Source organism: Rheinheimera mangrovi (genome assembly GCF_003990335.1).
Lineage (GTDB): Bacteria > Pseudomonadota > Gammaproteobacteria > Enterobacterales > Alteromonadaceae > Pararheinheimera > Pararheinheimera mangrovi.
Window position 1 is genome coordinate 1,605,785 of the sequence record NZ_CP034683.1, and the last position, 26,403, is coordinate 1,632,187.

General features: G+C 45.4%; 25 protein-coding genes. 21 read left to right on the forward strand and 4 right to left on the reverse strand.

The genetic code is table 11. The annotated features are described in order from the left end of the window. The 21 genes from fliN (at window position 1) to EK374_RS07440 (ending at window position 19,415) form a co-directional block, all read left to right on the forward strand. A complete protein-coding gene (gene fliN / locus EK374_RS07340; protein WP_127021539.1) occupies window positions 1-390 on the forward strand; it encodes a flagellar motor switch protein FliN in 390 nt (129 codons plus the stop codon). After that, window positions 390-815, forward strand: a complete 426-nt coding sequence (gene fliO, locus EK374_RS07345; RefSeq protein ID WP_127021541.1) for a flagellar biosynthetic protein FliO — start codon at window positions 390-392, stop codon at window positions 813-815. The genes fliN and fliO overlap by 1 nt, the downstream gene beginning before the upstream one ends. Before the next feature lies 1 nt (window position 816). Then, window positions 817-1,563 (forward strand): flagellar type III secretion system pore protein FliP, encoded by a 747-nt coding sequence (fliP, locus tag EK374_RS07350; protein WP_127021543.1) that lies wholly within the window; start codon window positions 817-819, stop codon window positions 1,561-1,563. Continuing rightward, window positions 1,560-1,829: a flagellar biosynthesis protein FliQ gene (gene fliQ, locus EK374_RS07355; protein ID WP_127021546.1), complete on the forward strand. Its 270-nt coding sequence runs from the start codon at window positions 1,560-1,562 to the stop codon at window positions 1,827-1,829. Before fliP ends, fliQ begins: the two co-directional genes overlap by 4 nt. Then, complete coding sequence (gene fliR / locus EK374_RS07360) at window positions 1,829-2,602, forward strand: flagellar biosynthetic protein FliR (RefSeq protein WP_127021548.1); 774 nt, start codon at window positions 1,829-1,831, stop codon at window positions 2,600-2,602. The genes fliQ and fliR overlap by 1 nt, the downstream gene beginning before the upstream one ends. A gap of 9 nt (window positions 2,603-2,611) precedes the next feature. Next, window positions 2,612-3,739, forward strand: coding sequence for a flagellar biosynthesis protein FlhB (flhB, locus tag EK374_RS07365; RefSeq protein ID WP_206099302.1), 1,128 nt, complete (start codon window positions 2,612-2,614; stop codon window positions 3,737-3,739). Between the two features lie 58 nt (window positions 3,740-3,797). Continuing rightward, complete coding sequence (flhA, locus tag EK374_RS07370; RefSeq protein WP_127021551.1) at window positions 3,798-5,903, forward strand: flagellar biosynthesis protein FlhA; 2,106 nt, start codon at window positions 3,798-3,800, stop codon at window positions 5,901-5,903. Window positions 5,904-5,913: 10 nt separating this feature from the next. Next, window positions 5,914-7,332 carry a flagellar biosynthesis protein FlhF gene (gene flhF / locus EK374_RS07375; RefSeq protein ID WP_127021553.1) on the forward strand — a complete coding sequence of 473 codons (1,419 nt, stop codon included), beginning with the start codon at window positions 5,914-5,916 and terminating at the stop codon, window positions 7,330-7,332. Then, window positions 7,325-8,215 (forward strand): MinD/ParA family protein, encoded by an 891-nt coding sequence (locus EK374_RS07380; RefSeq protein ID WP_127021555.1) that lies wholly within the window; start codon window positions 7,325-7,327, stop codon window positions 8,213-8,215. The genes flhF and EK374_RS07380 overlap by 8 nt, the downstream gene beginning before the upstream one ends. Then, entirely contained in the window at window positions 8,212-8,931 is a 720-nt protein-coding gene (locus tag EK374_RS07385) for an RNA polymerase sigma factor FliA (RefSeq protein ID WP_127021557.1), read from the forward strand. The genes EK374_RS07380 and EK374_RS07385 overlap by 4 nt, the downstream gene beginning before the upstream one ends. 54 nt (window positions 8,932-8,985) lie before the next feature. Beyond that, entirely contained in the window at window positions 8,986-9,357 is a 372-nt protein-coding gene (gene cheY, locus EK374_RS07390; RefSeq protein ID WP_008898490.1) for a chemotaxis response regulator CheY, read from the forward strand. A 25-nt stretch (window positions 9,358-9,382) separates the two neighbouring features. Beyond that, window positions 9,383-10,138 carry a protein phosphatase CheZ gene (locus EK374_RS07395; RefSeq protein WP_127021559.1) on the forward strand — a complete coding sequence of 252 codons (756 nt, stop codon included), beginning with the start codon at window positions 9,383-9,385 and terminating at the stop codon, window positions 10,136-10,138. 15 nt (window positions 10,139-10,153) lie between these two features. Further along, window positions 10,154-12,352: a chemotaxis protein CheA gene (locus tag EK374_RS07400; protein ID WP_127021561.1), complete on the forward strand. Its 2,199-nt coding sequence runs from the start codon at window positions 10,154-10,156 to the stop codon at window positions 12,350-12,352. A gap of 11 nt (window positions 12,353-12,363) precedes the next feature. Then, window positions 12,364-13,560, forward strand: coding sequence for a protein-glutamate methylesterase/protein-glutamine glutaminase (locus tag EK374_RS07405; RefSeq protein ID WP_127021563.1), 1,197 nt, complete (start codon window positions 12,364-12,366; stop codon window positions 13,558-13,560). A 41-nt stretch (window positions 13,561-13,601) separates the two neighbouring features. Beyond that, window positions 13,602-14,345, forward strand: coding sequence for a flagellar motor protein (locus EK374_RS07410; protein ID WP_127021565.1), 744 nt, complete (start codon window positions 13,602-13,604; stop codon window positions 14,343-14,345). After that, complete coding sequence (locus tag EK374_RS07415; protein WP_127021567.1) at window positions 14,346-15,335, forward strand: flagellar motor protein MotB; 990 nt, start codon at window positions 14,346-14,348, stop codon at window positions 15,333-15,335. A gap of 1 nt (window position 15,336) precedes the next feature. Beyond that, window positions 15,337-16,116 (forward strand): ParA family protein, encoded by a 780-nt coding sequence (locus EK374_RS07420; RefSeq protein ID WP_127021569.1) that lies wholly within the window; start codon window positions 15,337-15,339, stop codon window positions 16,114-16,116. A 1-nt stretch (window position 16,117) separates the two neighbouring features. Then, on the forward strand, window positions 16,118-16,849 hold the full coding sequence (locus EK374_RS07425) for a chemotaxis protein CheW (protein WP_127021571.1): 732 nt from the start codon (window positions 16,118-16,120) through the stop codon (window positions 16,847-16,849). Between the two features lie 39 nt (window positions 16,850-16,888). Beyond that, window positions 16,889-17,383, forward strand: coding sequence for a chemotaxis protein CheW (locus EK374_RS07430; RefSeq protein ID WP_127021573.1), 495 nt, complete (start codon window positions 16,889-16,891; stop codon window positions 17,381-17,383). Continuing rightward, window positions 17,383-17,871 (forward strand): DUF2802 domain-containing protein, encoded by a 489-nt coding sequence (locus EK374_RS07435; RefSeq protein WP_233280364.1) that lies wholly within the window; start codon window positions 17,383-17,385, stop codon window positions 17,869-17,871. The genes EK374_RS07430 and EK374_RS07435 overlap by 1 nt, the downstream gene beginning before the upstream one ends. A gap of 125 nt (window positions 17,872-17,996) precedes the next feature. Next, on the forward strand, window positions 17,997-19,415 hold the full coding sequence (locus EK374_RS07440; RefSeq protein ID WP_127021575.1) for an MBL fold metallo-hydrolase RNA specificity domain-containing protein: 1,419 nt from the start codon (window positions 17,997-17,999) through the stop codon (window positions 19,413-19,415). 63 nt (window positions 19,416-19,478) lie between these two features. On the opposite strand, the gene EK374_RS07445 is transcribed toward EK374_RS07440, so the two are convergent. The 4 genes from EK374_RS07445 to EK374_RS20750 form a co-directional block, all read right to left on the reverse strand. Continuing rightward, window positions 19,479-21,428 carry a hypothetical protein gene (locus EK374_RS07445; protein ID WP_127021577.1) on the reverse strand — a complete coding sequence of 650 codons (1,950 nt, stop codon included), beginning with the start codon at window positions 21,426-21,428 and terminating at the stop codon, window positions 19,479-19,481. Beyond that, on the reverse strand, window positions 21,428-22,540 hold the full coding sequence (locus EK374_RS07450; RefSeq protein WP_127021579.1) for a hypothetical protein: 1,113 nt from the start codon (window positions 22,538-22,540) through the stop codon (window positions 21,428-21,430). The genes EK374_RS07445 and EK374_RS07450 overlap by 1 nt, the downstream gene beginning before the upstream one ends. Before the next feature lie 28 nt (window positions 22,541-22,568). Continuing rightward, window positions 22,569-23,786, reverse strand: coding sequence for a capsule biosynthesis protein (locus EK374_RS07455; RefSeq protein ID WP_127021581.1), 1,218 nt, complete (start codon window positions 23,784-23,786; stop codon window positions 22,569-22,571). Between the two features lie 68 nt (window positions 23,787-23,854). Beyond that, window positions 23,855-26,380: a hypothetical protein gene (locus EK374_RS20750; RefSeq protein ID WP_206099303.1), complete on the reverse strand. Its 2,526-nt coding sequence runs from the start codon at window positions 26,378-26,380 to the stop codon at window positions 23,855-23,857. Window positions 26,381-26,403: the final 23 nt, after the last annotated feature.

The window sequence follows — 26,403 nt, forward strand, 5'->3', positions numbered from 1 at the left end:
ATGGCCAATGAACAAGATACCATGGACGAATGGGCAGCAGCTTTAGCTGAAGCTGAAGGCAGCAGCGGAGCTTCTGCGGTTGAGCTGGACGAACTCAAAGAAGAACCCGCTCAACTGACCGTGGATGAGAAACGTAAACTGGATACTATTTTAGATATTCCAGTCACTATCTCAATGGAAGTAGGGCGAGCCAAAATCAGTATTCGTAATCTACTTCAATTAAATCAGGGGTCTGTGGTAGAGCTGGAACGCCTGGCCGGTGAGCCTCTGGATGTGCTTGTCAACGGTACACTAATAGCCCACGGTGAAGTGGTTGTGGTGAACGATAAGTTTGGTATTCGTCTGACGGACGTTATAAGTCAGATTGAACGTATCAAGAAGCTGCGCTAATGCGGTTGTTGTCTGCAGCCATTTCACTTAGTCCGGCCTTAGCTGTCGCAGAAACTGTCGCAACAGCCGTCAGCACTGCGCCAACAGCACAAGGCAATGGTATGAATGCCATGACCATTATGAATGTGTTTGGCTCTTTAATCATTGTACTGGGGTTATTGTTTGGTCTGGCCTGGTTGTATAAGAAGCTGGCGCTCAAACTACCGGGTTCCAGCCATATCAAAATTGTCAGCTCTGTGATGCTCGGTCCCCGTGAACGCATTCTGGTGATTGAAGTGCAGGGAAAACAACGGGTGTTGGGTGTGACTTCTAATCAAATCAATATGTTGTTTGAATTAGACCAACCTTTAGTTGACGATCAGGTGGTGCCAGACTGGCGTACTCAGTTTCAGGCACTTCTACAAAAACAAAAGTCGAAACCTTAATATGTGGCCATTACTTGCGCTAGTTTTATTATTTTTATCCCCTGATCTGCTAGCGCAGCAGGGGGGGGCTTTTTCTGCTTTATCTGTCACCACCAACCCGGATGGTTCGCAGGACTATAGCGTAACACTGCAAGTTCTGGCAGTGATGACGGCCCTGAGTTTCCTGCCTGCCATGGTTATTATGATGACCTGCTTTACCCGCATTATCGTGGTATTGGCCATTTTACGTCAGGCCATAGGCCTTCAATCCTCCCCTTCGAACCAGGTATTAATTGGCATCACGGTCTTTATGACTTTTTTTATCATGGCGCCTGTATTTGATGAAGTGAATCAAAAAGCGTTGCAACCTTATCTGGCAGAACAAATTACTTCAATTCAAGCCTTTGATGAAGCCATAAAGCCGATGAAGGCTTTTATGCTGCATCAAACCCGGATGAAAGATCTGGAAACTTTTGCTGAAATAGCAGGTACACCTAAGGTAGATAATGTAGCTGATTTACCTATTACTGTGGTGATCCCGGCTTTTGTTACCAGTGAATTGAAAACCGCTTTCCAGATTGGTTTTATGATTTTCATCCCTTTCCTGATTATTGATCTGGTCGTTGCAAGTATTCTGATGGCTATGGGTATGATGATGTTATCTCCCATGATTATTGCCTTGCCTTTTAAATTGATGATGTTTGTTTTGGTAGATGGCTGGTTGCTGGTGATGGGGACTTTAGCCACCAGCTACGGAGTGGGGACATGAGTCCAGAGGTATTTGTTGATATATTAAGTGACGCACTTTGGCTGGTGATTTTAATTGTCTCCATGGCTATTATTCCGTCACTGATCGTCGGTTTAATTGTGTCTATATTCCAGGCTGCAACTTCCATCAACGAACAAACCTTAAGCTTTTTACCCCGTTTAATCGTCACTTTGTTGGCTCTTATGTATGGTGGTCATTGGTTAACTCAAACCATTATGGACTACACCGAGAAGCTCTATCTGAGCATTCCCACGGTTATTAGCTAATGGAATACCCACTACAGCAGTTACTTCAGGTTATTGCTGACTTTATGCTGCCATTTGCCCGAGTATCCGCCATGATGTTTATCATGGTAGCCTTTGGCGCCAAAAATATTCCCACCCGGGTCAAAGCCGCCTTTTGTGCAGCTTTTATCGTGATGATTATGCCTGTGGTACCACCGGTGAAAGACGTCAATCTGATGTCACTGAATCTTGTGCTGCAGATGATCCAACAAATTGTCATAGGGCTGGCTATAGGCCTTATTTCGCAGATTTTTGTGCAGGCTTTTGTCACAGCTGGCCAAATTCTGGCTACTCAAACTGGCTTAGGTTTCGCTGCTATGGCGGACCCAGCTAACGGCGTATCAGTGCCAGCTATAGGTCAGTTTTACCTTATTTTGGCTACTCTGTTATTTTTGGTATACGACGGTCATCTGATTATGTTTCAGATGGTGGTGTTCAGCTTTGAATCTTTGCCTATTAATGGCCAGTGGATGGATGTGAATAAATACTGGCAGGTCGCCGAATTTGGCAGTTGGATTATTGCCACAGCGTTAGCCATCACATTGGCACCTGTGACTGCCATGCTGGTGGTTAATATTGCCTTTGGTGTGTTAACCCGAACCGCACCGCAGTTAAACATTTTTTCTATAGGTATGCCGATCAGCATGTTGTCAGGTTTATTAATCATGTGGCTGACCATGGACACTTTCTTATTTCATTTTAATCTGAACTGGCAGCATGGTATTGAATACACCTGCAAGCTGATTGGTTGTTAGGAGTTACTGATGGCAAGCTCAGGTCAGGAAAAAACCGAAGAACCCACCAGTAAAAAGCTGGACGATACCCGAAAGAAAGGTCAGGTTGCGCGTTCACGCGATCTGTCAACTTTTAGCGTATTGGTGGGTAGCAGTGCTGGTATTTTAATTTTCGGCAAAGAGATAGCAGGTTCAGTACTGGAGGTTTGTCGTCGTTTACTGTCGCTGGATGAGAAAGATATTTTTAATCCTTATTCAATGTTCTCTGTCTGGGAAGATGCATTAATTGAATTGTTTCCCGGTTTACTGAAGTTTTTCCTGCTGATCCTGCTGGCTGCTTATGTGGGCAGCGTGCTTGTTGGCGGTTATAACTTCACCTGGCAAGCGGTTGGCTTCAAGTTTAGCAAACTGAATCCACTGACAGGCATCAAACGGATGTTTGGTATGCAGGCTATGGTAGAACTGATTAAAAGTATCGCCAAAGTATTGGTTATTGGTGGTTTAACTTTTGCGCTGCTCTCTACCTTCTTTGACGACATTATGGCCTTATCCCTGATGACGAATCCGGAGGATATTTTTGCCTCAGCGGAAATTCTTGCCTGGGTGTTTTTTGGTATTTGCTTCAGCGTTATTGTTATCGCTGCCATTGATGCACCCTATCAGATGTGGAAACACCACAAAGAACTAAAAATGACGCTGCAGGAAGTCAAAGACGAATACAAAAATTCAGAGGGTGATCCCAGGGTGAAAAGCCGTATTCGTAGTTTGCAGTATCAGGCTGCAAGGCGTCGAATGATAGCCGCAGTGCCTACAGCTGACGTGGTGGTCACCAACCCGACCCACTTTGCAGTGGCCCTGAAGTACGATCAGGCCAAGTTCCGGGCTCCTGTGGTGGTGGCAAAAGGGGCAGATGAAGTCGCGCTTTATATTCGTCGTTTAGCCGAAGAAAACAAAGTTCCGGTGCTAGAGTCACCGGCTTTAGCCCGTTCTATTTTTTACACCACTGAGCTGGATCATCCTATTCCTGAGCAGTTATTTGCGGCTGTTGCCCAGGTTCTGGCTTATGTCTATCAGTTGAACATGTATAAAAAAGGCAAGGGAAAACGGCCGAAAAATCTGGCGAGAGACTTACCTATTCCAGAAGATTATCGCCATTAAAATTGTGGAACAGTTTTTGTATAACAGCCTGTAGCGTCAGTAATTTGTCAGGCTTTTTATGTCGATGACCCAAATGTTTTCCCGCGTTGATCCCGAAGTTTGGTCTTATGCCAAAGGTGTTGGCACTCCGTTAATGATCCTGGCAGCTCTTGCCATGGTGGTATTACCTTTACCTCCATTGATGCTGGATATTTTATTTACCTTCAATATTACATTGGGTTTAGTCGTACTTTTAATCACTATCTACACCAGAAAACCTTTAGATTTTGCTATTTTCCCCAGTGTGATTCTGGTCGCGACTATATTGCGATTAACGCTGAATATCGCCAGTACCAGGGTTATTTTACTAGAAGGTCACAATGGCCCTGATGCTGCGGGTAAAGTGGTGGAAGCCTTTGGTGAAGTGGTAATAGGTGGTAACTATGCCGTAGGTTTTGTGGTCTTTATTATCCTGATTATTATCAACATGATGGTGGTTACCTCTGGTGCTGCCCGTATTTCTGAAGTCACAGCCCGTTTTACTTTAGATGCAATGCCGGGCAAGCAAATGGCGATAGACGCCGACTTAAACGCTGGTTTTATCGACGCGGATGAAGCCCGTAAGCGCCGAGAAGAAATAGGTGAGGAAGCCGACTTTTACGGTTCGATGGATGGTGCGAATAAATTCGTAAAAGGCGATGCGATGGCGGGCATCGTCATCATGGTGATCAATATTATCGGTGGCCTGGTGATTGGTGTGCTCCAGCACGATTTGGCCTTTATGGAAGCTGTACAGGTTTATACCTTGTTGACTATAGGTGATGGTCTGGTGGCGCAAATCCCTGGTCTGTTGTTGTCTGTGGGTACAGCCATCATCGTCACCCGCCAAAATAAAGAGGGTGACTTCGGTACCCTGATGGCAGGTCAGTTTAGTAACTTTAAAGTGCTGGTAATTGCGAGTGGCATTTTAGTTATTATGGGTATAGTGCCAGGTATGCCTCATATGGCTTTTTTAACTCTGGCGGCTATAGTAGGCGGTGCTGCCTATTATTTATACCGGATAGAGAATCCTACAGCAGAAAAAGCGGCTGCGATTAAAAAGGCTGAACTGACGACTCCGGTTGAAGTGGCGCCTGTCAAAGAAATAGGTTGGGACGATGTGCAACCAGTTGACACCATAGGTTTAGAAGTTGGCTATCGTTTAATTCCTCTGGTTGATAAAGCACAAGGCGGCGAATTGCTGACCCGCATTAAAGGCGTGCGTAAAAAACTATCTCAGGAACTGGGTTTCCTTATCCCTGCTGTGCATATCCGCGATAACCTGGACTTAGAACCAAACACCTACCGTGTGACTATGATGGGGGTCACCACAGGCGAATCTGAGCTGCGCCACGATAACGAGCTGGCGATTAACCCAGGTCAGGTCTTTGGTACAGTCAAAGGCATAGCTACAAAAGATCCCGCTTTTGGTTTGGAGGCGGTCTGGATAGCGAAGAGCCAACGCGAACATGCTCAAACCTTAGGGTATACAGTAGTGGATGCGGCGACGGTGGTCGCTACTCATTTAAGCCAGATTTTAACCAATAACGCAGCACAGTTGCTGGGCCATGAAGAAGTGCAGAATCTGCTGGATATGCTGGCTAAATCTTCACCCAAGTTGGTGGATGCTTTAGTGCCTGATACCTTGCCGCTGACAGTCGTAGTGAAAGTGTTGCAAAACCTGCTGCATGAAGGTGTGCCTATCCGTGATATGCGCACCATAGTCCAAACGCTGGTGGACTATGGTTCGAAGAGTCAGGATGTTGACGTATTAACCGCATCTTGCCGCGTGGCGTTAAAGCGGCTGATTATTCAGGAAGTGGTAGGTAGTGCGCCTGAAGTACCTGTGATTACCTTCGCTCCTGATTTAGAGCAGATGTTACATCAGTCAATGCAATCGGCCGGTAATGATGGCTCTGGTATTGAACCAGGCCTTGCTGAGCGTATTCAACAGTCATTAGCCACAGCCTGTCAGAATCAGGAATTGGCCGGCGAACCTGCAGTTTTACTGACATCCGGCATTCTGCGATCAGTTATGGCACGATTCGTGAAATACAGTATTCCAGGATTACGGGTTTTGTCCTACCAAGAGATCCCTGACAACAAACAAATACGTATTGTCAGTGTGGTAGGCCAGTCGAATTAGGAGTTAAGCTATGAAAATCAAACGCTTTGTTGCCAAAGATATGCGCACCGCTCTGACAGAAGTCAAAGAGTTTTTAGGCCCTGATGCCATTATTCTGTCGAATAAAAAAGTGGCTGGCGGCGTTGAAATTGTAGCAGCTATAGACCCGGAAGCCGCGCCGTCTGTGGCTAAGGCTGAACCTGCTGTTGCAGCTCAAGTCGCAGCTCAGCCCGCGGTAGGCAGTCGTTTGAATATCAAAGTAGATGATGAACCAGAGCAAGTGCCTGCTGACTCTCTGCAAGCTTTATTAGCCCGTCAAATCAGCAAACAACCAGCGGCTGCTCAGGCTATCTCTGCCAATAAAATGGCGGCTACAAAAACTGCTGCAGCCACCAATGCGTTGTTTTCGGTCGCAAATTCAGCACCTTCAGATGTTGAACGTCAATCTTCCGGCGCGCCTATGGTCAATCTGACTGAATTGACCCGTTATCAGGAGCAACAAGCCAAACTGATGCAAAAACAGTTTGATGCAATGCGCAACGAAATGTCTTCGATGAAACAACTGCTGCAACATCAAGTCTCTGGTTTAATGTGGCAGGATTTAGCTCGTCGTGAACCTGTTCGGGCCCTGGTGATTGAAAAGCTGTTGGCACTAGGCTTATCCGAGCCTGTCGCTGATCAAATTGCCTGTTTTATGCCAGAAGATATCAGCGATGCTGAAGCCTGGGACAGTGCGTTAGAGTTATTAACTGGCCAGTTGATCACCACCAATGACGACATTATGCGTCGTGGTGGTGTAGTAGCGCTAGTAGGCCCTACAGGTGTGGGTAAAACTACCACAGTGGCCAAACTTGCAGCTCAGTTTGCTAAGCGTCATGGTGCAGATCAAGTGGCGTTAATTACCACAGATTCATTTCGTATCGGCGCATACGAGCAACTAGCCACCTTTGGTCGCATTATTGGTTGCCCGGTGAAACAGGTAAAGGACAGCGAAGAGTTAGCGACACTGTTAAATCAGTTACAACAACGTAAATTAATTCTGATTGACACCGCAGGCATGAGCCAACGCGACGTGCGCCTTGCTGAAAAACTTGCGTCTTTAGTGCATAATTCGCGTGTTAAAATAAAAAGTTATCTGGTATTGTCTGCAACATCTCAAGCTCGCGTCATGCAGGAAACCGTTGAGCATTTCAAACGTATTCCATTAGCGGGTTGTATTTTCACCAAACTTGATGAATGCTTAAGTTTGGGAGAAATCATTAATGTGGCAATCCAAAATGCGTTACCGGTCAGTTATTTGACCAACGGACAACGAGTCCCTGAAGATATCGAAATGGCCGATGCGAAAATAATGGTTGCCAAGGCAGAGCAGTTACGGACCTCTAACAGTAGTACGGGCTATCAGTGGTATTCAGATTCAGTAGCCCGAGTGGAAGGAACCTATGCATAATCTTCCGATGAATGATGATCAAGCCAGTGGCCTGAGAAGAATGAAGCAACAACAGCAGCAACAAATGGTAAAAGTCATAGCAGTGACAGGCGGCAAAGGTGGCGTGGGTAAAACTAACGTCACTCTGAACCTTGCCATGGCTATGTCTCAGCTTGGAAAAAAAGTATTGGTACTGGACGCTGACCTTGGATTAGCGAACTGCGACGTAATGCTTGGGCTTCGTGTACAAAAAAACTTATTTCATGTGTTATCCGGTGAAGCTGAATTAGACGATATTCTGATTGAAGGGCCTTTTGGCATCAAAATTGTGCCGGCAACTTCAGGCACTCAGTCAATGACCGAATTAAAGCCAGTGGAACACGCTGGTCTTATTCGGGCGTTCAGCGAAATGCGGACAAAGTTTGATATTTTACTGGTGGATACCGCTGCTGGTATTTCCGATATGGTATTGAGTTTTTCTCGTGCTTCTCAAGATGTGTTAGTTGTGGTCTGTGACGAACCATCTTCTATCACCGATGCTTACGCTTTAATGAAAATATTGAGCCGTGAACACGGTGTACAGCGTTTTAAAATTGTCGCCAATATGGTGCGCAGTTTAAAAGAAGGTCAGGAACTATTTGCCAAATTAAGCCGGGTAACAGACCGTTTTTTAGATGTCAGTCTTGAATTAGTTGCTACTATTCCCTTTGATGAAAACGTAAGAAAAGCAGCGCGTAAACAAAAAGCTTTTGTCGATGCTTTTCCAAAAACTCCAGCCTCTTTGGCTGTTCGCACTTTGGCTACCCGTGCAGTGCAATGGCCTGTGCCTCCGATGGCGTCAGGCCATCTGGAGTTTTTCCTGGAACAACTGGTACAACAACCTGAAGCGAGAGGTCTGGTTTGAATAGCAAACTTGCGGCCTACGGTGCCGCTGATCATCTGACCCAAATGGTTGAACGGTACGCACCTCTGGTTAAGCGTATTGCCTACCATTTGTTAGCCCGTCTGCCAGCCAGCGTTCAAGTGGATGATTTAATTCAATCCGGTATGATAGGTCTGATTGAAGCTGCGAAGAACTTTGATGGCAGTAAAGGAGCTAGCTTTGAAACCTTCGCTGGTATTCGTATTCGTGGCTCTATGTTGGATGAAATTCGCCGTGGTGACTGGACTCCGCGCTCTGTCCACCGTAATTCACGTATGATAGCTGAAGCTATTGCTGAGCTTGAATCTGAATTGGGTCGCGATGTAAAAGATAGTGAAGTTGCTGAAAAACTTGATATATCTCTGGATGAGTATCATCATATGCTTAGTGACGCTAGCAGCGGCCGCATTATTGGTATCGAAGATCTGGGGATCTCAGATGATGTGTTAGTGACTGCAAATGATAAAGAAGACGATCATTTGTACGAACAACAGGCAAATGATGCATTTCAGCAGGCATTGATAAAAAATATCAGTAGCTTACCGGAACGAGAAGCTATAGTGTTGTCGCTGTATTATAATGACGAACTAAATTTGAAAGAGATTGGTGCTGTGCTGGATGTCAGTGAGTCCAGGGTCAGTCAAATTCATAGTCAGGCGTTGGTGCGCTTGCGCTCCAGAATGCAGGATTGGTTGTAATAGTTTGAGTTAGTCCAGCTTGGGCTCTCACCGGAGGGGATTTTGGATAAGAATATGAAAATTCTTGTGGTTGATGATTTCTCAACCATGAGACGCATTATAAAAAACCTGTTACGAGATCTGGGTTTCACCAATGTGTCTGAAGCTGATGACGGCAGTACGGCTTTGCCTATGCTGCAAAACGGTGATTTTGATTTTGTAGTCACTGACTGGAACATGCCAGGTATGCAAGGTATCGATTTGTTACGTGCAATTCGTGCTGACGCAAAACTGAAGCATATCCCTGTATTAATGGTGACCGCTGAAGCGAAAAAGGAACAAATCATTGCGGCTGCTCAGGCTGGAGTGAATGGTTACATTGTCAAACCTTTTACTGCTGCTACCCTACAGGAAAAACTGGCTAAAGTATTCGAACGTTTGGGTTAAACCGTAACTGACAAAGGAGTACACCATGTCTGTAGCTACGGCACCCTTGATTACTTTAGAGCAGGCCCGTGAACTGGTTCAGTTACTGGAATTCGGCGAAATCGAAACAGCAAACGAACTGGTACAACAGCTGGCTGTGCCGGGCTCCTCTGAGTTATTTGCCGAGGTTGGAAAACTAACCCGGCAACTGCACGATTCGCTGAAAAGTTTCCAAATTGACCCATCCTTAAGTTCTTTGCTGGAAGATGATATTCCAGATGCAAAAAAACGGCTGAATCATGTCATCGATATGACTGAGCAGGCCGCGAATAAAACTATGGATGCGGTTGAAAACTGTCTTCCCATCGCCGATGAACTTAACAATCACTTACAATCTATTTTGCCGAACTGGCAAAAATTGATGAGTCGTGACTTAAAAGTCGGAGAGTTCAAAGCCTTATGCCACAATCTCGATGGCTTTTTGCAACAGGCTACCGGAAACTCTGCTACCTTACATGCACTGCTTACCGAAGTATTGATGGCTCAGGATTATCAGGATTTAACTGGTCAGATTTTACGGCGGGTCATTGAATTAGTCCGGGAAGTGGAAGACAGCTTAATTGGTTTATTAACGGCCTTTGGCCAAACCAATCTAAGTACGGAAGAACGTCCGGCAGCTGTAATGAAAAAACCAAAAGCAGGTCACGAAGCTGAAGGCCCTATTATTGACGCAGCAGAGCGTGATGACGTGGTGTCCGGTCAGGATGACGTGGACGATTTATTATCAAGTTTAGGTTTCTAAAAGGGGAGCTGTAGCATGGGCTTTGATTTAGATGAGGATATTTTACAGGATTTCCTAGTCGAAGCCGGCGAGATCCTTGAACTACTGCAAGAGCAGTTGGTTGAGTTGGAAAATAATCCGGATGACGCAAATTTATTAAATGCCATTTTCCGTGGTTTCCACACCGTAAAAGGTGGCGCTGGATTTTTATCGCTGACTGAATTAGTTGATGCCTGCCATGGCGCCGAAAACGTGTTTGATATTCTGCGTACCGGCAAACGTCGTGTCACTGCAGAATTGATGGATGTTATTTTACAAGCTCTGGATGCAGTCAACGCTATGTTTGCCGATGTGCAAAACCGCGAACCACTGACCCCGGCTGATCCTGCTATTATCGAGGCTTTGCATCGTCTGAGCATGCCTGAGTCGGAAGACGAGCAGGTTCACCATGCAGCTGTGGAACCAGAACCAGAAGCTGAAATCAGTATGGAAGAGTTCGATGCAGTGGTTGAGTTTGCCGCTGTACCAGCCGTTGAAACTTCTTCCTCCATCGACGAAATTAGTGATGATGAATTTGAATCATTGCTGGATGAATTGCATGGTAAAGGTGCTCCTGGCCGTGATACTTCCGCCAATCTGCCTCCACCTGCAATCAAAGAAACTGCCAGCGAAGACATCACTGATGACGAATTTGAAGCTATTTTAGACCAGCTGCATGGGCAGGGATCTTTTATCCCTGGTGAAACTGCAGCTGCAGCGCCTAAGCCAGCTGAAAAAGCGCCTGCTAAACCGGCAGAAAAAGCTAAAACTACTGGCGGTGATGACATATCAGACGAAGAGTTTGAATCTCTGCTGGATGAATTACATGGTAAAGGCAAAGCGCCTGTCGCTGTTGTACCAGCTTCGCCTCCTGCGGCAAAAGCGGCAGAGCCTGTTAAAGCAGCACCTGCGCCAGTTGCTGCTAAAGCGGCTCCTATAGCTGCGGCTCCAAAAGACCCGGAAACCGATCCAAAAGCAGCAGCCAACCAGCCGGAAACTACAGTTCGGGTGGATACCAAACGCCTTGACCAGATCATGAACATGGTGGGTGAATTGGTATTGGTACGTAACCGTCTGGTCAGCTTGTCAGGTTCTGCGCAAAATGAAGAAATGAGCAAAGCCATTGCGAACCTGGATGTAGTCACAGCCGATTTACAGGGCGCTGTGATGAAAACCCGGATGCAGCCAATTAAGAAAGTATTTGGCCGTTTCCCACGCGTGGTCCGTGATTTAGCCCGTTCACTGCAGAAGGACATTAACCTTGTGCTGGAAGGGGAAGAAACAGATTTAGATAAAAATCTGGTGGAAGCTCTGGCCGATCCATTGGTCCACTTAGTGCGTAACTCAGTTGACCACGGTATTGAGATGCCGGATGTGCGGGTTAAAGCGGGCAAACCTCGTACAGGTTTGGTCCGGTTGGCCGCGTCACAGGCCGGTGATCATATTCTGTTAACCATCACAGATGATGGTGCCGGTATGGATCCGGAAAAACTTAAAGCCATCGCAATTAAACGTGGTGTGCTTGAACCTGATGCTGCCGCCCGTATGTCGGATACAGAAGCTTTTAACCTGATTTTTGCCCCTGGTTTCTCCACCAAAGAGCAAATTTCCGATATTTCTGGCCGTGGTGTAGGTATGGACGTGGTGAAAACCAAAATTACCCAGCTCAATGGTACAGTGCATATCAACTCGAAGTTGGGTCAGGGTACTTTATTAGAAATTAAGGTCCCCCTGACTCTGGCCATATTACCAACCTTAATGGTGATAGTGGGCGAGCAGACCTTTGCCTTGCCATTGGCCACAGTGAACGAAATTTTCCACCTCGACTTAGCCAAAACCAACAATGTAGATGGACAGTTGACGATTGTTGTACGCAACAAAGCTATCCCACTGTTTTATCTCGAGCATTGGTTGGTGAAAGGTTCAAGCAAGAAGATACGTCGCGAACAAGGCCATGTGGTAATAGTGCAAATAGGCACCCAACAAATTGGTTTTGTGGTGGATTCTCTGATTGGTCAGGAAGAAGTGGTGATCAAACCTCTGGATGCTTTATTGCAAGGCACTCCAGGTATGGCGGGCGCTACTATCACATCAGACGGCGGTATAGCGCTGATTTTAGATGTACCTAACCTGCTGAAGCATTATGCCAAACGCTCCAAAATAAAATTTGATCGCTTTGACAAATTCTCAGCTTAAGAGAGTGCACTATGGCCATAAGGGTATTAGTTGTTGATGACTCCAGTTTTTTCCGTCGTCGTCTGACGGAAATTCTGAGTCAGGATGCTGAGTTAGAGGTCATTGACACCGCCAATAATGGTAAAGAGGCGGTGGAAAAAGCTTTAGCCTTGCGGCCCGACGTGATTACGATGGACATCGAAATGCCCGTTATGGATGGCATTTCGGCCGTGCGCGAAATCTTAAAAGTGCAGCGCACGCCTATTCTGATGTTTTCTTCGTTAACTCATGAAGGTGCGAAAGCCACTTTAGATGCGCTGGAAGCCGGCGCTATCGATTTCCTGCCGAAAAAATTTGAAGATATAGCCCGCGATAAAGCTGAAGCGGCCGACGTTTTACGCCAGCGTGTAAAAACAGTAGCCAGACGCCGGGTCATTAGCAGACCTTCAGGTTTAACCGGCTCAGCAAGCTCAGCTTTAGCGTCCCGAGCGGCATCAACCTTTGCAACAGGTTCGACAGCAGTACCAGCACGAGCACCTTTAGCTCAAAGTCTCGCAGCCAGAGCATTGGCTGAACGTGCTGAACTGCAAAACAAAGTGGCAGAGCGCGCTGAAACTCAGCGAGGTGGCAGTTTTGAGTCCAGTGGTAAAAACTACAAACTTGTGGCTATTGGTACTTCAACTGGTGGTCCGGTAGCTTTGCAACAAATTATCACTGCTTTACCTGCTAATTTTCCTTTGCCTATAGTGCTGATCCAGCATATGCCTGCAGCCTTTACCGGTGCTTTTGCCGCCAGGTTAAATGGGTTGGCAAAAATTGAAGTGAAAGAAGCAGCAGATAACGACATATTACGTCCTGGTGTAGCTTATCTGGCACCTGGTGGTAAACAAATGCTGGTCGATGGTAACGAAAACCAAGCCAGATTACGGGTCCGCGAAGACGATTCGCCGCGAATTACTTTTAAACCCAGTGTAGATATTACTTTTGGCACCGCAGCAAAAGTCTTTAATGACAAGGTGCTGGCTATAGTTCTGACAGGTATGGGGTCTGATGGCCGCGAAGGGGCCAGGTTGTTAAAACAATCCGGTTCCCGTATTTGGGCGCAAGATGAAGCCAGCTGTGTCGTCTATGGTATGCCTCAGGCCGTTACTGCTGCTGGTTTGACTCACCTTGAAGTGGCATTGTCAGATGTCGCAGCCCGAATCATCGCAGAAGTTGGCAATGGTTAACTTGTCGTTTGCAGCGGGCATAATGATTGCTGAAGTAGTTTATGGATAAATTGACTCTTGCTGGTATTGTCATCGCGTTAGTGGCTATAGTCGGTGGCTTTAGTCAGGAAGGTGGAGACGTTCTTACCTTATTACATTGGCCTGCTTTTTTGATTGTGTTTGGTGGTACCTTAGGTGCGGTGCTGATCCAAAGTCCTGCCTCGCAGTTTCGGGTAAGCATGAGTTTGCTTCCTTGGGTTTTTACACCGCCCAAGCTGGATTTTGATAGCACCATAGAACGAATTACCCAATGGGGTAACTCTGCTCGTTTACAGGGTTTTTTGTCCCTAGAGCAAGACGCACTGAATGAAGAAGAACCACTATTAAAACGAGGTCTTAACCTGTTGGTGGACGGTACAGAAGCTAAAGTGTTGCAGGATATTCTGGATACTGAATTGCATCTGGAAAAAGAACGGTTGTTGCGAGCTGCTAAAGTATTTGAGGCTATGGGTGGCTATAGTCCAACTATAGGCATAGTGGGCGCTGTACTTGGGCTTATTCTTGCTTTGTCTAATATTTCTAACCCGGATGAGTTAGGTCAAGGTATCGCAACAGCTTTTGTTGCTACTATTTACGGTGTTGGTCTGGCTAACTTTTTGTTTATTCCCGTTTTTAATAAGATAAAAATACTGGTGGAAGAGCGGGCACTGTATCATTCGATGGTGATCGAAGGTTTGTGTTCTATTGCGCTTGGGGAAAACCCACGCAGCGTCGAATCCAAGCTGCTGGCATATAGAGCGGGCTAAATGTACAGGCCTCGCCGTTCCGTCGCCAGTGAAGCTGAAAAGTCTGATGCAGAGCGCTGGCTGGTATCTTATGCTGATTACATGACGTTGTTATTTGCGCTTTTTGTTGTGCTTTATTCAATGGCAACCATGGAAAAAGAGCAATTCAAAAAACTGCAGGACACTATTTCACAGGTGTTTGTAGAAACAACAGAGAAAAAAGAGCTGAGCGTTCAGGGGCAATCAGTGCAGCCTGATATTCTGCTGAAAAGTGATTTTGAGTTGTATGGTTCAGGCCTGGAAGATGCTGCGGGCCCAACATTACTAGCTGACAACTCAAAGCTTGAGTATCTTGACAGCACAAAACTTGGCAGCCCTTTGGTAGGTATGCAAAAGGACATAAACAGGGCTTTACGTAGTTTAGTGGAGTCGGGGTTAGCCAAAGTTACATTAGATGAAAATTGGTTAACTGTGGAACTCAACAGCGGTTTATTGTTTGCTAGTGGCAGTGCTCGATCAAATAGTTCAGCTACTGCCGTGATGACTGAACTTACTGCTATCTTAATGCAGACCGACAATTTTATACGGGTACGGGGTTATACTGACTCAGTGCCTATCCGTACCGAGCAATTTCCATCGAACTGGGAATTGTCAGTAGCAAGGGCAGCATCCATAGTCCGGTTACTGGAACAATTAGGTGTAGCGCCACAGCGTATGGCTATTGAAGGCTACGGGCAGTATTCCCCTTTTGCAGAAAATACAACTGTAGAAGGGCGCAGCCAAAACCGTAAGGTAGTCATAGCTTTATCTAAATATGCATACGAGCCTGTAGCGCTTGAAACGCCAGAACCCACTGCACCAGAACAGGTAGCAGAGCAAAGTGCCGAAGAGGCAACAGCGCAAGAACAAAACAAAATACGGGTGATCCGCTTACCTCATGGTGGTATAAGGATCACGACCAGACCGCCTGAACCAGGCGAAGAAGAACCACCTAGTGAGCGGGAACAGTAAATTGGTTGTTTGGACAATAGCAAATCAAAAGGGTGGGGTTGGAAAAACTACCACTACAGTCACCTTAGGCGCTCTGCTTGCACAGCGTGGTCATCGCGTTTTACTGATCGATACCGATCCTCATGGCTCACTCACGTACTATTTTGGTATTGATGCTGAAGAGCTGGAAGTCAGCGTCTACGATATTTTTCTGCGTGCCAAAGACATTACCAGCGAAGAAATTCTGCAGTCTATGTGCCCAAGCGGTATGCCTAATCTGGATATTCTGCCAACCTCAATGGCTCTGGCTACCTTAGACCGTTCTCATGGTCAGCAAGGGGGCATGGGGCTTATTCTTAAAAAAGCGCTGCAAAAAATAGAAAACGATTACGACTATGTGCTGATTGACTGCCCCCCTGTGATTGGTGTGCTGATGGTCAACGCCATGGCGGCTTGTGATCGTATTTTAATACCGGTGCAAACTGAGTTTCTGGCATTAAAAGGTCTGGACCGAATGATCGCCACTATGCAACTGATGCATAGTTCGTCACCGCAGGATTATGCCTTTACCATAGTACCGACTATGTATGACAAAAGAACCAAAGCTTCTTTGGATGCTTACAAAGCGCTAAAAGCTCAGTATCAGGAAAGGGTGTGGTCCGCTGTTATTCCTATCGACACGAAATTCCGCGACGCTAGTCTGGCTCAGACACCACCTCCTGTATTCGCGCCTAAATCGCGGGGTGTGTTTGCTTACAATACGCTGCTAACCTATTTATTGCAGTTAGCGCCGGAGAACTAAGATGAGCGATTTACAAGCCAGCCAAAAAGTCATGAAGCATTATCTAAGTGCTTTATTGACGGATGACGTGGTCGAAACGCCTATTCAGGAAGCAAAAAAACAGCAACTGAATGAACTGCTGGCTCCTGTGTCTGCTCCGGTTAGCGCTCCTGTTCAAGCTCCTGTGATAGCAAAACCGGCCGTCGTAGCTCCTGTAATAGCCCCGGTTGTTAAAGCTCCCGTAGTTGTGCCAGCCGCACCTGTTGTTCCGGCAGTCAAAGCAACTGCACCTGTAGTGAAGGACTACCGAAAAGGTCGTTTTCAGGCGCTGTTTTTTACAGTGGCAGGTTTAAAAGTGGCTCTACCTTTAAAGGCGCTGGGCGGTATTCACAAAATGATGCCAATCAGTTCTTTGCCAGGCCAGCCAGAATGGCTCAAAGGCGTCATGTTGTACCGCGAGCAAAAAATTAATGTGGTAGACACTGCGCTTTGGGTGATGCCAGAAAAATATGATCAAGGACTGGCAGAAAAGCTAAACTATCAATATGTTATTATGCTGGGCAATAGCCATTGGGGCCTGGCTTGTGATACTTTGGTCAACACAATTGCCTTAGAGCAAGACGAAGTAAAGTGGCGGGAGACCGAAGGCAAAAGGCCATGGCTCGCTGGTTTAATTAAAGAACATATGTGTGCTTTGCTGGATGTCGATGCCCTTATCGCCCTACTGGCAAAGGGCATGAATAGTCAAGACTGAGTAGAGTACAGGTATTTAACCTCTGGGTAGGAGCTAGGCATGAGTAATTTAACAGCACAATCTGGCAAAACTAAAGAAGTCACAGACTTAGTGCTGCAATGGGTGACCTTTAAACTGCAGGAAGAAACCTACGGTATTAATGTCATGCAGGTGCAGGAAGTTCTGAGATATACAGACATAGCTCCGGTTCCAGGCGCACCAGATTATGTGATGGGCATTATCAATTTGCGCGGCAACGTGGTCACAGTGATTGATACCCGTGCGCGTTTTGGATTACCGCCATCGGAAGTTACTGACAATAGCCGTATTGTGATCATCGAATCAGAGCGTCAGGTTATTGGCATTATGGTCGACAGTGTGGCTGAAGTGGTGTATCTGAAACAATCAGAAATCGATACGGCGCCAAATGTAGGCACAGACGAAAGTGCCAAGTTTATTCAGGGCGTGTCGAATCGTGACGGCGAATTATTAATCCTGGTGGATCTGAATAAGTTACTGTCTGACGACGAATGGGAAGAGATCCGTAGCATTTAATGGCTAATTTTCTGACTGACTTTTCATGGATATGGCTGCTGGTGATCGCGGCCATTTTGTTGCTTGCTGTCGTGATGGCGTTTGTCGCTTCACGTCACAGTAAAAAGCTGCTGGCTATTATCAACGAAAACGCCTCAGCCAATTGGCAGCAACAACAAAACCTTGATCAGTTACGTCAGCACATAGAGCATATGGCACAACAGCTGAAACGCTCGCATCAGGATATCGAAGAATTACGTTCCACAGTTATTGGTGTAGGGCAACGTGTACTCACCCTGGAAAGTCATCTGGGGCAGGGCATGCAGCAAGTGGCTGAGTTGGCCGAACAACAAAAATCTTTGCACTTGTTTGACCCCGAATCAAAAATTTACAGCAGAGCAATGAAAATGGTTCAGCTAGGTTCTAGCATGGAAGAAATCATGATCGAATGTGAACTCCCTCAGGCAGAAGCTGAACTCTTGTTTAATCTGCATAAACAATCTAAATAACCTGAACTCCTTTTGTCTGTCTAAACTCTATTTCTTGACGTTAACTGGGTATCTCGGGGCTTGGTCTTTTCTTTACGAAACGACTATAGTTTTCTTTACAAGGATGAAGCTCACTGGGCACTGCTATGTACAATCCAACACTTGTTCACCATGGCGCCGTGGATGGAGTGACTGGTTCCTGCCATCAATATTTCATTCACCATGATCAAAGTGTTCTAATTGATTGTGGTCTGTTTCAGGGCATAGAGCAGGGCAGGGGCAAAGCCGGAGCCGACTCTGCTCAGATTAATTTTCCGTTGGATGGTATTCAGGCGCTACTGCTTACTCATGTGCATATCGACCATGCAGGCCGTATTCCTTATCTGATAGCCGCAGGTTTCAAAGGCCCAATTTATTGCAGCAAAGCATCGGCTTTACTGCTGCCACTGGTTTTAGAAGACGCATTAAAAATGGGGATCACCAGAGACGAAAAGCTGATCAGTGGCTTTCTGAAGGCAGTTTCACGTCAACTGCGGCCTTGTAACTATAACCAGTGGTATGAATTGGAACAGAGCTTATCTGGTGCACGGGTCCGTTTTCAGAATGCAGGCCATATTTTAGGTTCTGCTTACGTAGAAATTTGCCATCAAATCCCCGCTATAGATCAAGATACACAACCTGGTTGGTACAAAGCTGTTTTTTCTGGCGATTTAGGGGCTCGTGATACACCATTATTGGCCGATCCTACTCCACTTGAGTATGCTGATCTCTTGGTGCTTGAAAGCACTTATGGCGATAAAAACCACGAAGACCGCAAAAACCGCCAGCAGCGCTTACAGCAAGCTCTGGAAAAAGCCCTGATCGACAACGGCACAGTACTGATCCCGGCATTTAGTATTGGTCGCACTCAGGAACTACTTTACGAGTTGGAAGATATAGTTCACCGCATGCAAGGCCAGGTAATTCATAAAAGCCTGAAATGGGAGCAACTTGATATTATTGTAGATTCTCCCTTAGCTGCTGATTTTACAGCGGTGTACAAAGAGTTAAGAGAGCACTGGGATGACGAGGCTAAGCAAAAGCTACAAAGCGGGCGACACCCATTGCAGTTTGAACAACTGCTGACCGTCAAAAATCATGAGGATCACCAAAAAGTAGTACAACATTTAGCCGACAGCTGCAGACCAGCAATAGTAATAGCAGCCAGTGGTATGTGCGCAGGTGGCAGGGTTGTGAACTATCTGAAAGCACTATTGGGCTCACAGCGCCACCAGATTTTGTTTATTGGTTATCAGGCTCGTGGCACACCAGGTGCCGCATTGGTAGCCAAAGCCAAAAGTGGGGGGCAGCTGCAACTCGACGGAGTCTATTATCCAATACATGCAGAAATACTGCAGTTACATGGCTATTCCGCCCATGCGGATCAGCAGGACTTATTAAGTTTTGTTGAAGGAATGGCGCAAGCACCTGGTCAAATTCGTTTAGTGCATGGCGATGAAGGTGCCAAGAGGGCCTTAAAACAGTTGCTTGTATCTAAAGGCTTTCACACTGTGATTGCATCATAATAGGCGGGTGATACCTGAAGCAGTAGTTTCAGGTATCACACACTTATCGTTATCTTCTAGATTCTAGAAAATAGATACAAAATTGCCGTCGTTGAACATTACGCCAGGTACGTCTTTTAGCATTCGGACTTCGCCAATCTTAGTACCATTAAAGTACTTAAATCCGGCGGGAATGCGATCGTCTACTTTGAAATCCCAGTTGATGTCGTCCTGCGTCCGACCTGAGTAAATAAAGGTAGTGCTACTTCCTGCGAAGTTGAACTCCATAAAGCGGCCGGCAAATGATGCACTTACATCAATATTATCCTGTATACGGAAAGAGTTAAGATCCTTAAAAGGGAAAAACAGTGTAAGTGAAGAAGAAGACAGTCCTTCAAGAGTATCGTTGTAGCTGACACCTGTCACCACATGTTCCGGAATAATATCCGCTGTAGCCGATTCCAAAAACAACGAAGGATTCACCAACGAGATTGTCACTCTTGAAGTGTTTGCTGTTCGTCTTAACTCTCCTGACAGATAGACAGATTCCAAAACCTGTTTATTCACATCGTCGGCTGTAGTAATAGATTCCAGTCTGCTGCGAACCATGCCTTCGTAAACAGAGGCTCCTCTGCGTAGTAAAAAATCTCCGTCCACGGCAATATAGCCTGTGCTCTTCGGTTTTGGTTGTGCATTTTCAGCAAAAGAAACCAGATTAAATACCACACCATTTAAAGTGCTATTCAGTTCAGGGTTTACCACAGAACCAGTCAGCGAAGCTTCAATCCTACTGTCGCCGCCAGCATCAATTCGAAAGCTGATCATGGTTACAGTGGCATCCACAGTAAGCCCCTGGTAAGTTCCTTTAAGCACCCATTGTTGAGATGAATTGGTGTAATTAATATCCAGAGCACCTAATTTATAATTGCCGTCCTTTGAGCCAACAGGGACGTCGGAAAGTACATCTGCAAACAGGTCAAAAAGATCTTCAGTAACCAGTGTGGCGAACTGATCGACTATAGTTCCAATATTACGAACGTCACTGATCACCGTTGTATAGGCTGGCGTTTCTGAATCCAAAGAGTAATACAAAGCTCTGAAGTCAGTCATGTTCTGTTTAGCTTTTGCTATAGGCTCAACCAGATCAATCGCAGGTGAGGGCATATAGGGGGTTGCCAGTGGATGATATCTGGATGCAATGACAGCTCTTGTCCTTGCCAGCCGGCCCCGATCAGCTTCAGTGCAAGACGTGCAGCTGAGCATCTCGGCTTGCATATAATCCAGCGTGTCGTTTATCCACAATTTGTTTAGCTCATCAACGGCCTGAACATTGCCGGTTAAATGTTCCCTAAGCCGACGGCTCATAGTCGTTAGTGCTGAATTACCATTAGAAAGCACAACACCTGACTGAGTTACACCTGCAACATCCAGGGCTTTAACCAAAACTGAATTTCGAATGTCGTCGGCTTCGATCTGAAAGGCTTTTTCAAAACCAATGTGACCAAACACATTGGCGACAAAAGACTGGATCGTCTCCAGAGGTTTTACTCTGTCCGCATAAACCCCAGCCTGATACAGTTTTGCTACCAGATCAGACAATACACCCACATCAATTTTAGAGCCATGAGCCGCATTATGGTAAGCCGAGACACTAACTCTTGAATTAATAGCAGCGCCGTAGGCCACAAATCTATTGGTGGCTTCAGTTACACAGCCATTACGCAGTGGACACTTCAGCGCAATAAATTCGTTTAGAGGGTTAAATACCACTCTATAGTTTTGTTGCCTGTCTACCGTAACCGATACTTTACCTTCACTGTTTGTAGTGCCAAAACCAAGGAGCGCAGTGCTGCCATCTACGCTATGAACTTCAACTCTGGTCCCTGGTAAAACCATGCCATGAAGCACTGATATCTCGAGTGTTTGTGTTGATGGGGGCGGTGTCTCCGGTGCCACCTCAGCAGAACCCGAGCCGCCGCCGCAGGCTGACAACAACGCAAGCAATGGCAGAAAACATAAAACCTGAAACTTCATTACCACTCCCATTTATAGCCAAGGTACAAGTTAATACGGTTAGCAAATGAATACTTGATGTCATCACTGACCAAACTTGCCTCAAAATTCTGGTTCGCATAATGAAAACCAATACTGCTTGTTGTGGGTTCAATACTTACCCCATAACTAACTCCTCGCTTGGGAATGTAAGTGGTTTTCACTGTATAAAAGTTATCGTTATTGATATTAAGCACGCTGGCTTCAACAGACCACTTATACTTCAGACGATAATTAGCAAATATTCTGATCCTCTCAGGCAAATTCATGGTGAAAGATTCATAGCGACCAGATTCATGTGTCACCAAATCGATCAAAGGCAACTGATTTCTGATGTCGTCTTTGTCAAAGTAGTAATCATTGAAGCGGAAGTTTCCCCGTGCAAAAGGGGATTCTTTAAAACGGACAAAGTGGAATAAATCTTTAGCTTCTAAACCAAAGCTCAATCGCCATGAATATTTGTAAGACAAGGCAACATCAAGTGCTGCGCCATAGCCGTTTGGAGTTTTAGGTACATTCAGTAGAGTGTACAGAGTGTCTTCGTTAAAATGGTAAACCGCATCAGCGTCGCCAAGGCGGGTTTTACCATTAATGTAGCCGTCAGCAATCTCCCTATTTTGAAAAATAGAAGAATGCAAAACATTAAGCGACGTAGCAATCTGTATATGCTCATACTCTTCCGGCAAGGCAAAGCTATACCCTATACGAATGCCTTCAGAAACTAACCGCTGTTCAGAAAAGTCATACACATAGTCTTTATCTTGCAGCTGATCTCTGGCGTTATGAAACAAGTAACGATACTCGCCTACTTCAGGGTGCATCTTAATGTAATAATCAAGACGCGCAAAAATGCCGAAAGACCACTGATCGTAATTCACACCAAATTCAGCTATGTGATTAGCATAAGCACTGTCTGATGCTTTAAAGCTTTTTGCCCCCTTCCATGATCCGAAAAAGTCATTTACAGGTACGGCTGGGGTGTAATTGTCGCTGGATATTTTGCTGTATAACTCTGCACTGAAAGTTGAACAGCTGAAAGATAACAACGATAACGAAATAAACAAAGCCTGTGGAAACGCACGACGTTCAGACATCAAAAACTCCGGGACCTTATACTTTTAATTATGTTGGAGATACTTTCACCGATGTTGCCAGCCGCTCTGAAATATTGACGAACATATCTTCCGGTTTACGGTAAAAAGAGCCTACCACCTGAGTTCTGTCTAAAACAACATTAGCAAATCGCTGAAAATATTCTTTATCCGGTGCTGAAGGATCATTCCAAAATTCATCTAGCGAATTCTGGCTGGTAATCTTATCCAGATTAAAAATTGCTGAACCCAGGGCTTTTGTCGGTATACCGTGGATAAGAGACGATATACCTACAGTACTATTTATGGTGACAGTGCCTTTAGCATTGTGCAGCAGGGTAGGCAAATGCAAATCGTGGCAATACAACACTCTGCCATTTACATCAAAAGCATAAGATAGCTTCTTAATGTAATTGTGGTAGTTGGTGAAGCCTCTATCCTGTGGATGGTGTTTAAACACCAAATAACTGTCTTTTGGCGCGTGCTCAGAAAAAGATTCAATGACCACGCCTATAAATTCCTCAACAGAATCAAAAGGGGAGTGGAACAAAATCTGGCTATCAATACTCACTTGCAGAGGGGCCAGATAATATTTCTTTTTCAACTCACCAGTCAGCCGCTGCATAAGTTTACGTTGTGTGGCTTTATAAACCAGTTTCCTGATACCACTAATCATCCAGTTCATGCCTTCTTCAACAATAAGCCAAGGCCTGTGATGCAAATAATTCGGGTATTTATAGTGTAAAAAGGTTTTGCTCCAGTAATACAAAATGGCATACAGAGCTATATTGGCAAAATGGCTACCAGGTTTCGAATCAGCTTTACGACCACGATTGATGGATGCATTCACGTGATCAGCCATGACATCCAGCGTAGTTAATCTGGAATGACCATTAACGCCTTCTTTCTCAAAGGTGACAAAATTTGGTCTGAAATATCCCTCTTCAAATGCCCAAAAGTTAGTATTTAACTTTAAAGACACCCTGCGGGCTATTTTGTGATAGTAGCGGCAATCGCCATAAACAAGAATGTCTGTGATCTTATGCTCCTGAATAAAATCAGCAACAAAAGCCTCAAAATCTGAGTGAACTCCGTTGAACCCCACATAGTTGTGTTTTTCAGCGTAAAATTCATCACCACCATTAAAACCAATTTTATAAGTGTCACATTCCGTGTGTTTTCTGAGATAGCTAGCCAACTGTGCGAAAAACGGACCTAGCGGACCTTGCAAAAACAAGTACTTTCTCATAACGCAGATTCCATAAAGACTTGAACATCAGGGGCTATTAACCCCTGATGTTCTATAGGGTTGACTAATTAGTCGTCCTTTCTGTCAAAATAAGCGCTCAGAGCTTCCAGTAATCTGTCCACGTTCTTAATGCTTACTTTCTCTACGTCTTGTCCATCTTGTTTAACCACAAACTCAAAGGTGGCGTCTTCAGCTTTTACAGGACAATTAGTCGTTGTAAAAGTAGGGCGTACCACACCCACCAGGGTAGTTTGGGTTCTTACGCCAGCAACACCATTTTTGGTTGCAGCATACACATTACCCTGCCAGTTTTCACACCAGATAGGAGTTGTCTTCGCTTCAGCCACAAATTGCTGCGCATCGTTGGTCAGGTCTAATCTGAATTCCAATGACTGATTGGCGGCTTCGTCTAACATCAGCGTCACTGTGTCTTTAATAACTTTCTTGTTATCTTCAGTAGAGATAAAAGTTTTAGCTTCAACAGAGTAGTGATCGTCTTCTACTGTCAATTCAGAACCACGAGCGTTATACAAGTCAGTAGATACTTTATGTTGCTCAAGAATGTTGTCACCAAACTCGCTGAAGTTATCGCCGTAGAAAGCAAAGCTACCTGTACCGTTAATGCCAACTTCTTCAACTTCATTCTCAAAAATGTTCATATAAGCAGTAACAGACCACTGAGTATCTTTGCTGCCGATATTAAAATCTTTGTAAGTTTTCACCGGATCGTACGAGTTAAAAGTAATTACAGAAGTTTCTGTTGGCTCAAACTCAACACGTGCTATGCCTGCTTCAACATAAGCATTTTCACCAGTAATAGATACATTAGCAGATACTTTTGGCTCACCATTGGCAACCTGAGCATCACTGTTGAAAGTGTAACCTAACTTAAATGGTACACGACTACACTCAGCTTGTTGTGCCGGGCATACAGTTGTAGCTCCGTCGACTTGCGGATAGTTGGTCAGTACACCGCTGAAACCAGCGTTCATTGTGATGTTACCAAACTGTACTGTTTCTTCTTTCAAAGACACATAATAAGTCACTACCACGCCATCGTTACGGGCTTCGGTAAAGGTAACCACTTCGGTTTCGCCGTTGTTGGTCGTATCTACATCCTGAGCCACCTGAATAGCTTTTTGGATAGCGTCTACTATATCAGTAGATACCTGAACAGCACGTTTGTTATTCGCTACTGATACACCATTAATACCAAAGAAATCGTTGATTACTTTTTTGGCAAATGCAGCTCTGTCAGCAAAGGCAGCTGGGTCAGCAGGAATTTCCGGATCTACAGGCTTAGGCTCAGTACCCGGTTGTGTCACTTCAAAACCAGGAACTACAGTTTTCACTGAGTCAGTAATTTGCGTAATTAAAGTCGGGCTTAAAGGACCAGTTGACGATTTAATCAGGCTGATCACATTAGCTAATACGCTAACAGTGGATTGTAACTCATCTGTATTAACTTCAGTTTCCAGCGAGCTTAACAGCTCTTCTGCATAGTTACCTTGCAGGTTTGCACTGGTTACACCCAGCGGCACAGACGAACCTTCCTGAGCAAGTTTGTTCTCTAATTGCGTTAACTGACTAATCAACAATGGGTTAGTGGCAATAGAGGACACGTTAGTCCGCATTTTAGTAATAGTTGAATTCAGTGCTGCAGTATTGCCCTGATTGATATTGGTAGAAAGTGAGCCCAGTTGCTGGTTAATCACATTACCTAAATCTGCAGTGCCGCCGTCTTGCATAATGGTTTGCAGTAAAGCGCTGCTTAATAAAGACAACTTAAAGTTAGTGGGCGACATAGCAACCTGCGCCTGAGCAGGAGTCAAAGTAGCCAGTTGTGAAGGGTCAGTAACTGTTACATTTAACAAAGACTGTGGAATTGAGTCACCGCTCATACCCAAAGAGATTGCAACAATGCGGGTTGTCAAGGCTGTCAGTGCCTGAAATGCCGCTGAACCTTTAGTTATATTTGCTAAAGCATCTGCGTCATCTAAGGTTTTTTTCGACGTCAGATCAGTGTAAATATTAACATTCGCTGTCTGGTTGCTGCCTGCGGGGCTTTGGTCCACCAGTGTTGTTAATTCCAGACCACTTTGAATAGCTACACCAGAACCAAAGTTTGCAGCCGGACCACAACCCGTTGGCACGTCACAAACCATGCTTGGTTGAGCAGAACCTAAAGCTGGGAAAACTCTAACCCAGCCATAATTCACCTGAACAGGATTGTAAGAAAACGCATATCTACCCGCTAAATCTGACACTGTTGATAACGTTGGCGTAGAAGGTAAACCTGCTGAACCAGCATTAAAGCCGTAGTACTGAACCTGGAAGTTTTGCAATAAACCTTTTACAGCACTACCACCAATAGATGCAGGCGCAGGTTCTGGCTCAGGCTCTGGCTCTGGTTCTGGTTCTGGTTCAGGCTGTGGTTCCGGCTCAGGCTCTGGTTGTGGTTCCGGCTCTGGCTCAGGCTCTGGCTGTGGAGCAGGTTCAGGAGCTGGTGTTTGAGTTTCCGGTGCATTATCGCCCGAGCCAAAACATCCGGTCAGAGACAAGGCTATTGCAATAGCCACTGCTGATTTAGTCATAATTACGTTTGCCATTTTTATTA

Excerpts from the sequence above, each read along its gene's own strand:
- fliN (WP_127021539.1), top strand. The coding sequence starts at position 1 with ATGGCCAATGAACAAGATACCATGGACGAATGGGCAGCAGCTTTAGCT.
- fliO (WP_127021541.1), top strand. The coding sequence starts at position 390 with ATGCGGTTGTTGTCTGCAGCCATTTCACTTAGTCCGGCCTTAGCTGTC.
- fliP (WP_127021543.1), top strand. The coding sequence starts at position 817 with ATGTGGCCATTACTTGCGCTAGTTTTATTATTTTTATCCCCTGATCTG.
- fliQ (WP_127021546.1), top strand. The coding sequence starts at position 1,560 with ATGAGTCCAGAGGTATTTGTTGATATATTAAGTGACGCACTTTGGCTG.
- fliR (WP_127021548.1), top strand. The coding sequence starts at position 1,829 with ATGGAATACCCACTACAGCAGTTACTTCAGGTTATTGCTGACTTTATG.
- flhB (WP_206099302.1), top strand. The coding sequence starts at position 2,612 with ATGGCAAGCTCAGGTCAGGAAAAAACCGAAGAACCCACCAGTAAAAAG.
- flhA (WP_127021551.1), top strand. The coding sequence starts at position 3,798 with ATGTCGATGACCCAAATGTTTTCCCGCGTTGATCCCGAAGTTTGGTCT.
- flhF (WP_127021553.1), top strand. The coding sequence starts at position 5,914 with ATGAAAATCAAACGCTTTGTTGCCAAAGATATGCGCACCGCTCTGACA.
- EK374_RS07380 (WP_127021555.1), top strand. The coding sequence starts at position 7,325 with ATGCATAATCTTCCGATGAATGATGATCAAGCCAGTGGCCTGAGAAGA.
- cheY (WP_008898490.1), top strand. The coding sequence starts at position 8,986 with ATGAAAATTCTTGTGGTTGATGATTTCTCAACCATGAGACGCATTATA.
- EK374_RS07395 (WP_127021559.1), top strand. The coding sequence starts at position 9,383 with ATGTCTGTAGCTACGGCACCCTTGATTACTTTAGAGCAGGCCCGTGAA.
- EK374_RS07400 (WP_127021561.1), top strand. The coding sequence starts at position 10,154 with ATGGGCTTTGATTTAGATGAGGATATTTTACAGGATTTCCTAGTCGAA.
- EK374_RS07405 (WP_127021563.1), top strand. The coding sequence starts at position 12,364 with ATGGCCATAAGGGTATTAGTTGTTGATGACTCCAGTTTTTTCCGTCGT.
- EK374_RS07410 (WP_127021565.1), top strand. The coding sequence starts at position 13,602 with ATGGATAAATTGACTCTTGCTGGTATTGTCATCGCGTTAGTGGCTATA.
- EK374_RS07415 (WP_127021567.1), top strand. The coding sequence starts at position 14,346 with ATGTACAGGCCTCGCCGTTCCGTCGCCAGTGAAGCTGAAAAGTCTGAT.
- EK374_RS07425 (WP_127021571.1), top strand. The coding sequence starts at position 16,118 with ATGAGCGATTTACAAGCCAGCCAAAAAGTCATGAAGCATTATCTAAGT.
- EK374_RS07430 (WP_127021573.1), top strand. The coding sequence starts at position 16,889 with ATGAGTAATTTAACAGCACAATCTGGCAAAACTAAAGAAGTCACAGAC.
- EK374_RS07435 (WP_233280364.1), top strand. The coding sequence starts at position 17,383 with ATGGCTAATTTTCTGACTGACTTTTCATGGATATGGCTGCTGGTGATC.
- EK374_RS07440 (WP_127021575.1), top strand. The coding sequence starts at position 17,997 with ATGTACAATCCAACACTTGTTCACCATGGCGCCGTGGATGGAGTGACT.
- EK374_RS07445 (WP_127021577.1), bottom strand. The coding sequence starts at position 21,428 with ATGAAGTTTCAGGTTTTATGTTTTCTGCCATTGCTTGCGTTGTTGTCA.
- EK374_RS07450 (WP_127021579.1), bottom strand. The coding sequence starts at position 22,540 with ATGTCTGAACGTCGTGCGTTTCCACAGGCTTTGTTTATTTCGTTATCG.
- EK374_RS07455 (WP_127021581.1), bottom strand. The coding sequence starts at position 23,786 with ATGAGAAAGTACTTGTTTTTGCAAGGTCCGCTAGGTCCGTTTTTCGCA.
- EK374_RS20750 (WP_206099303.1), bottom strand. The coding sequence starts at position 26,380 with ATGACTAAATCAGCAGTGGCTATTGCAATAGCCTTGTCTCTGACCGGA.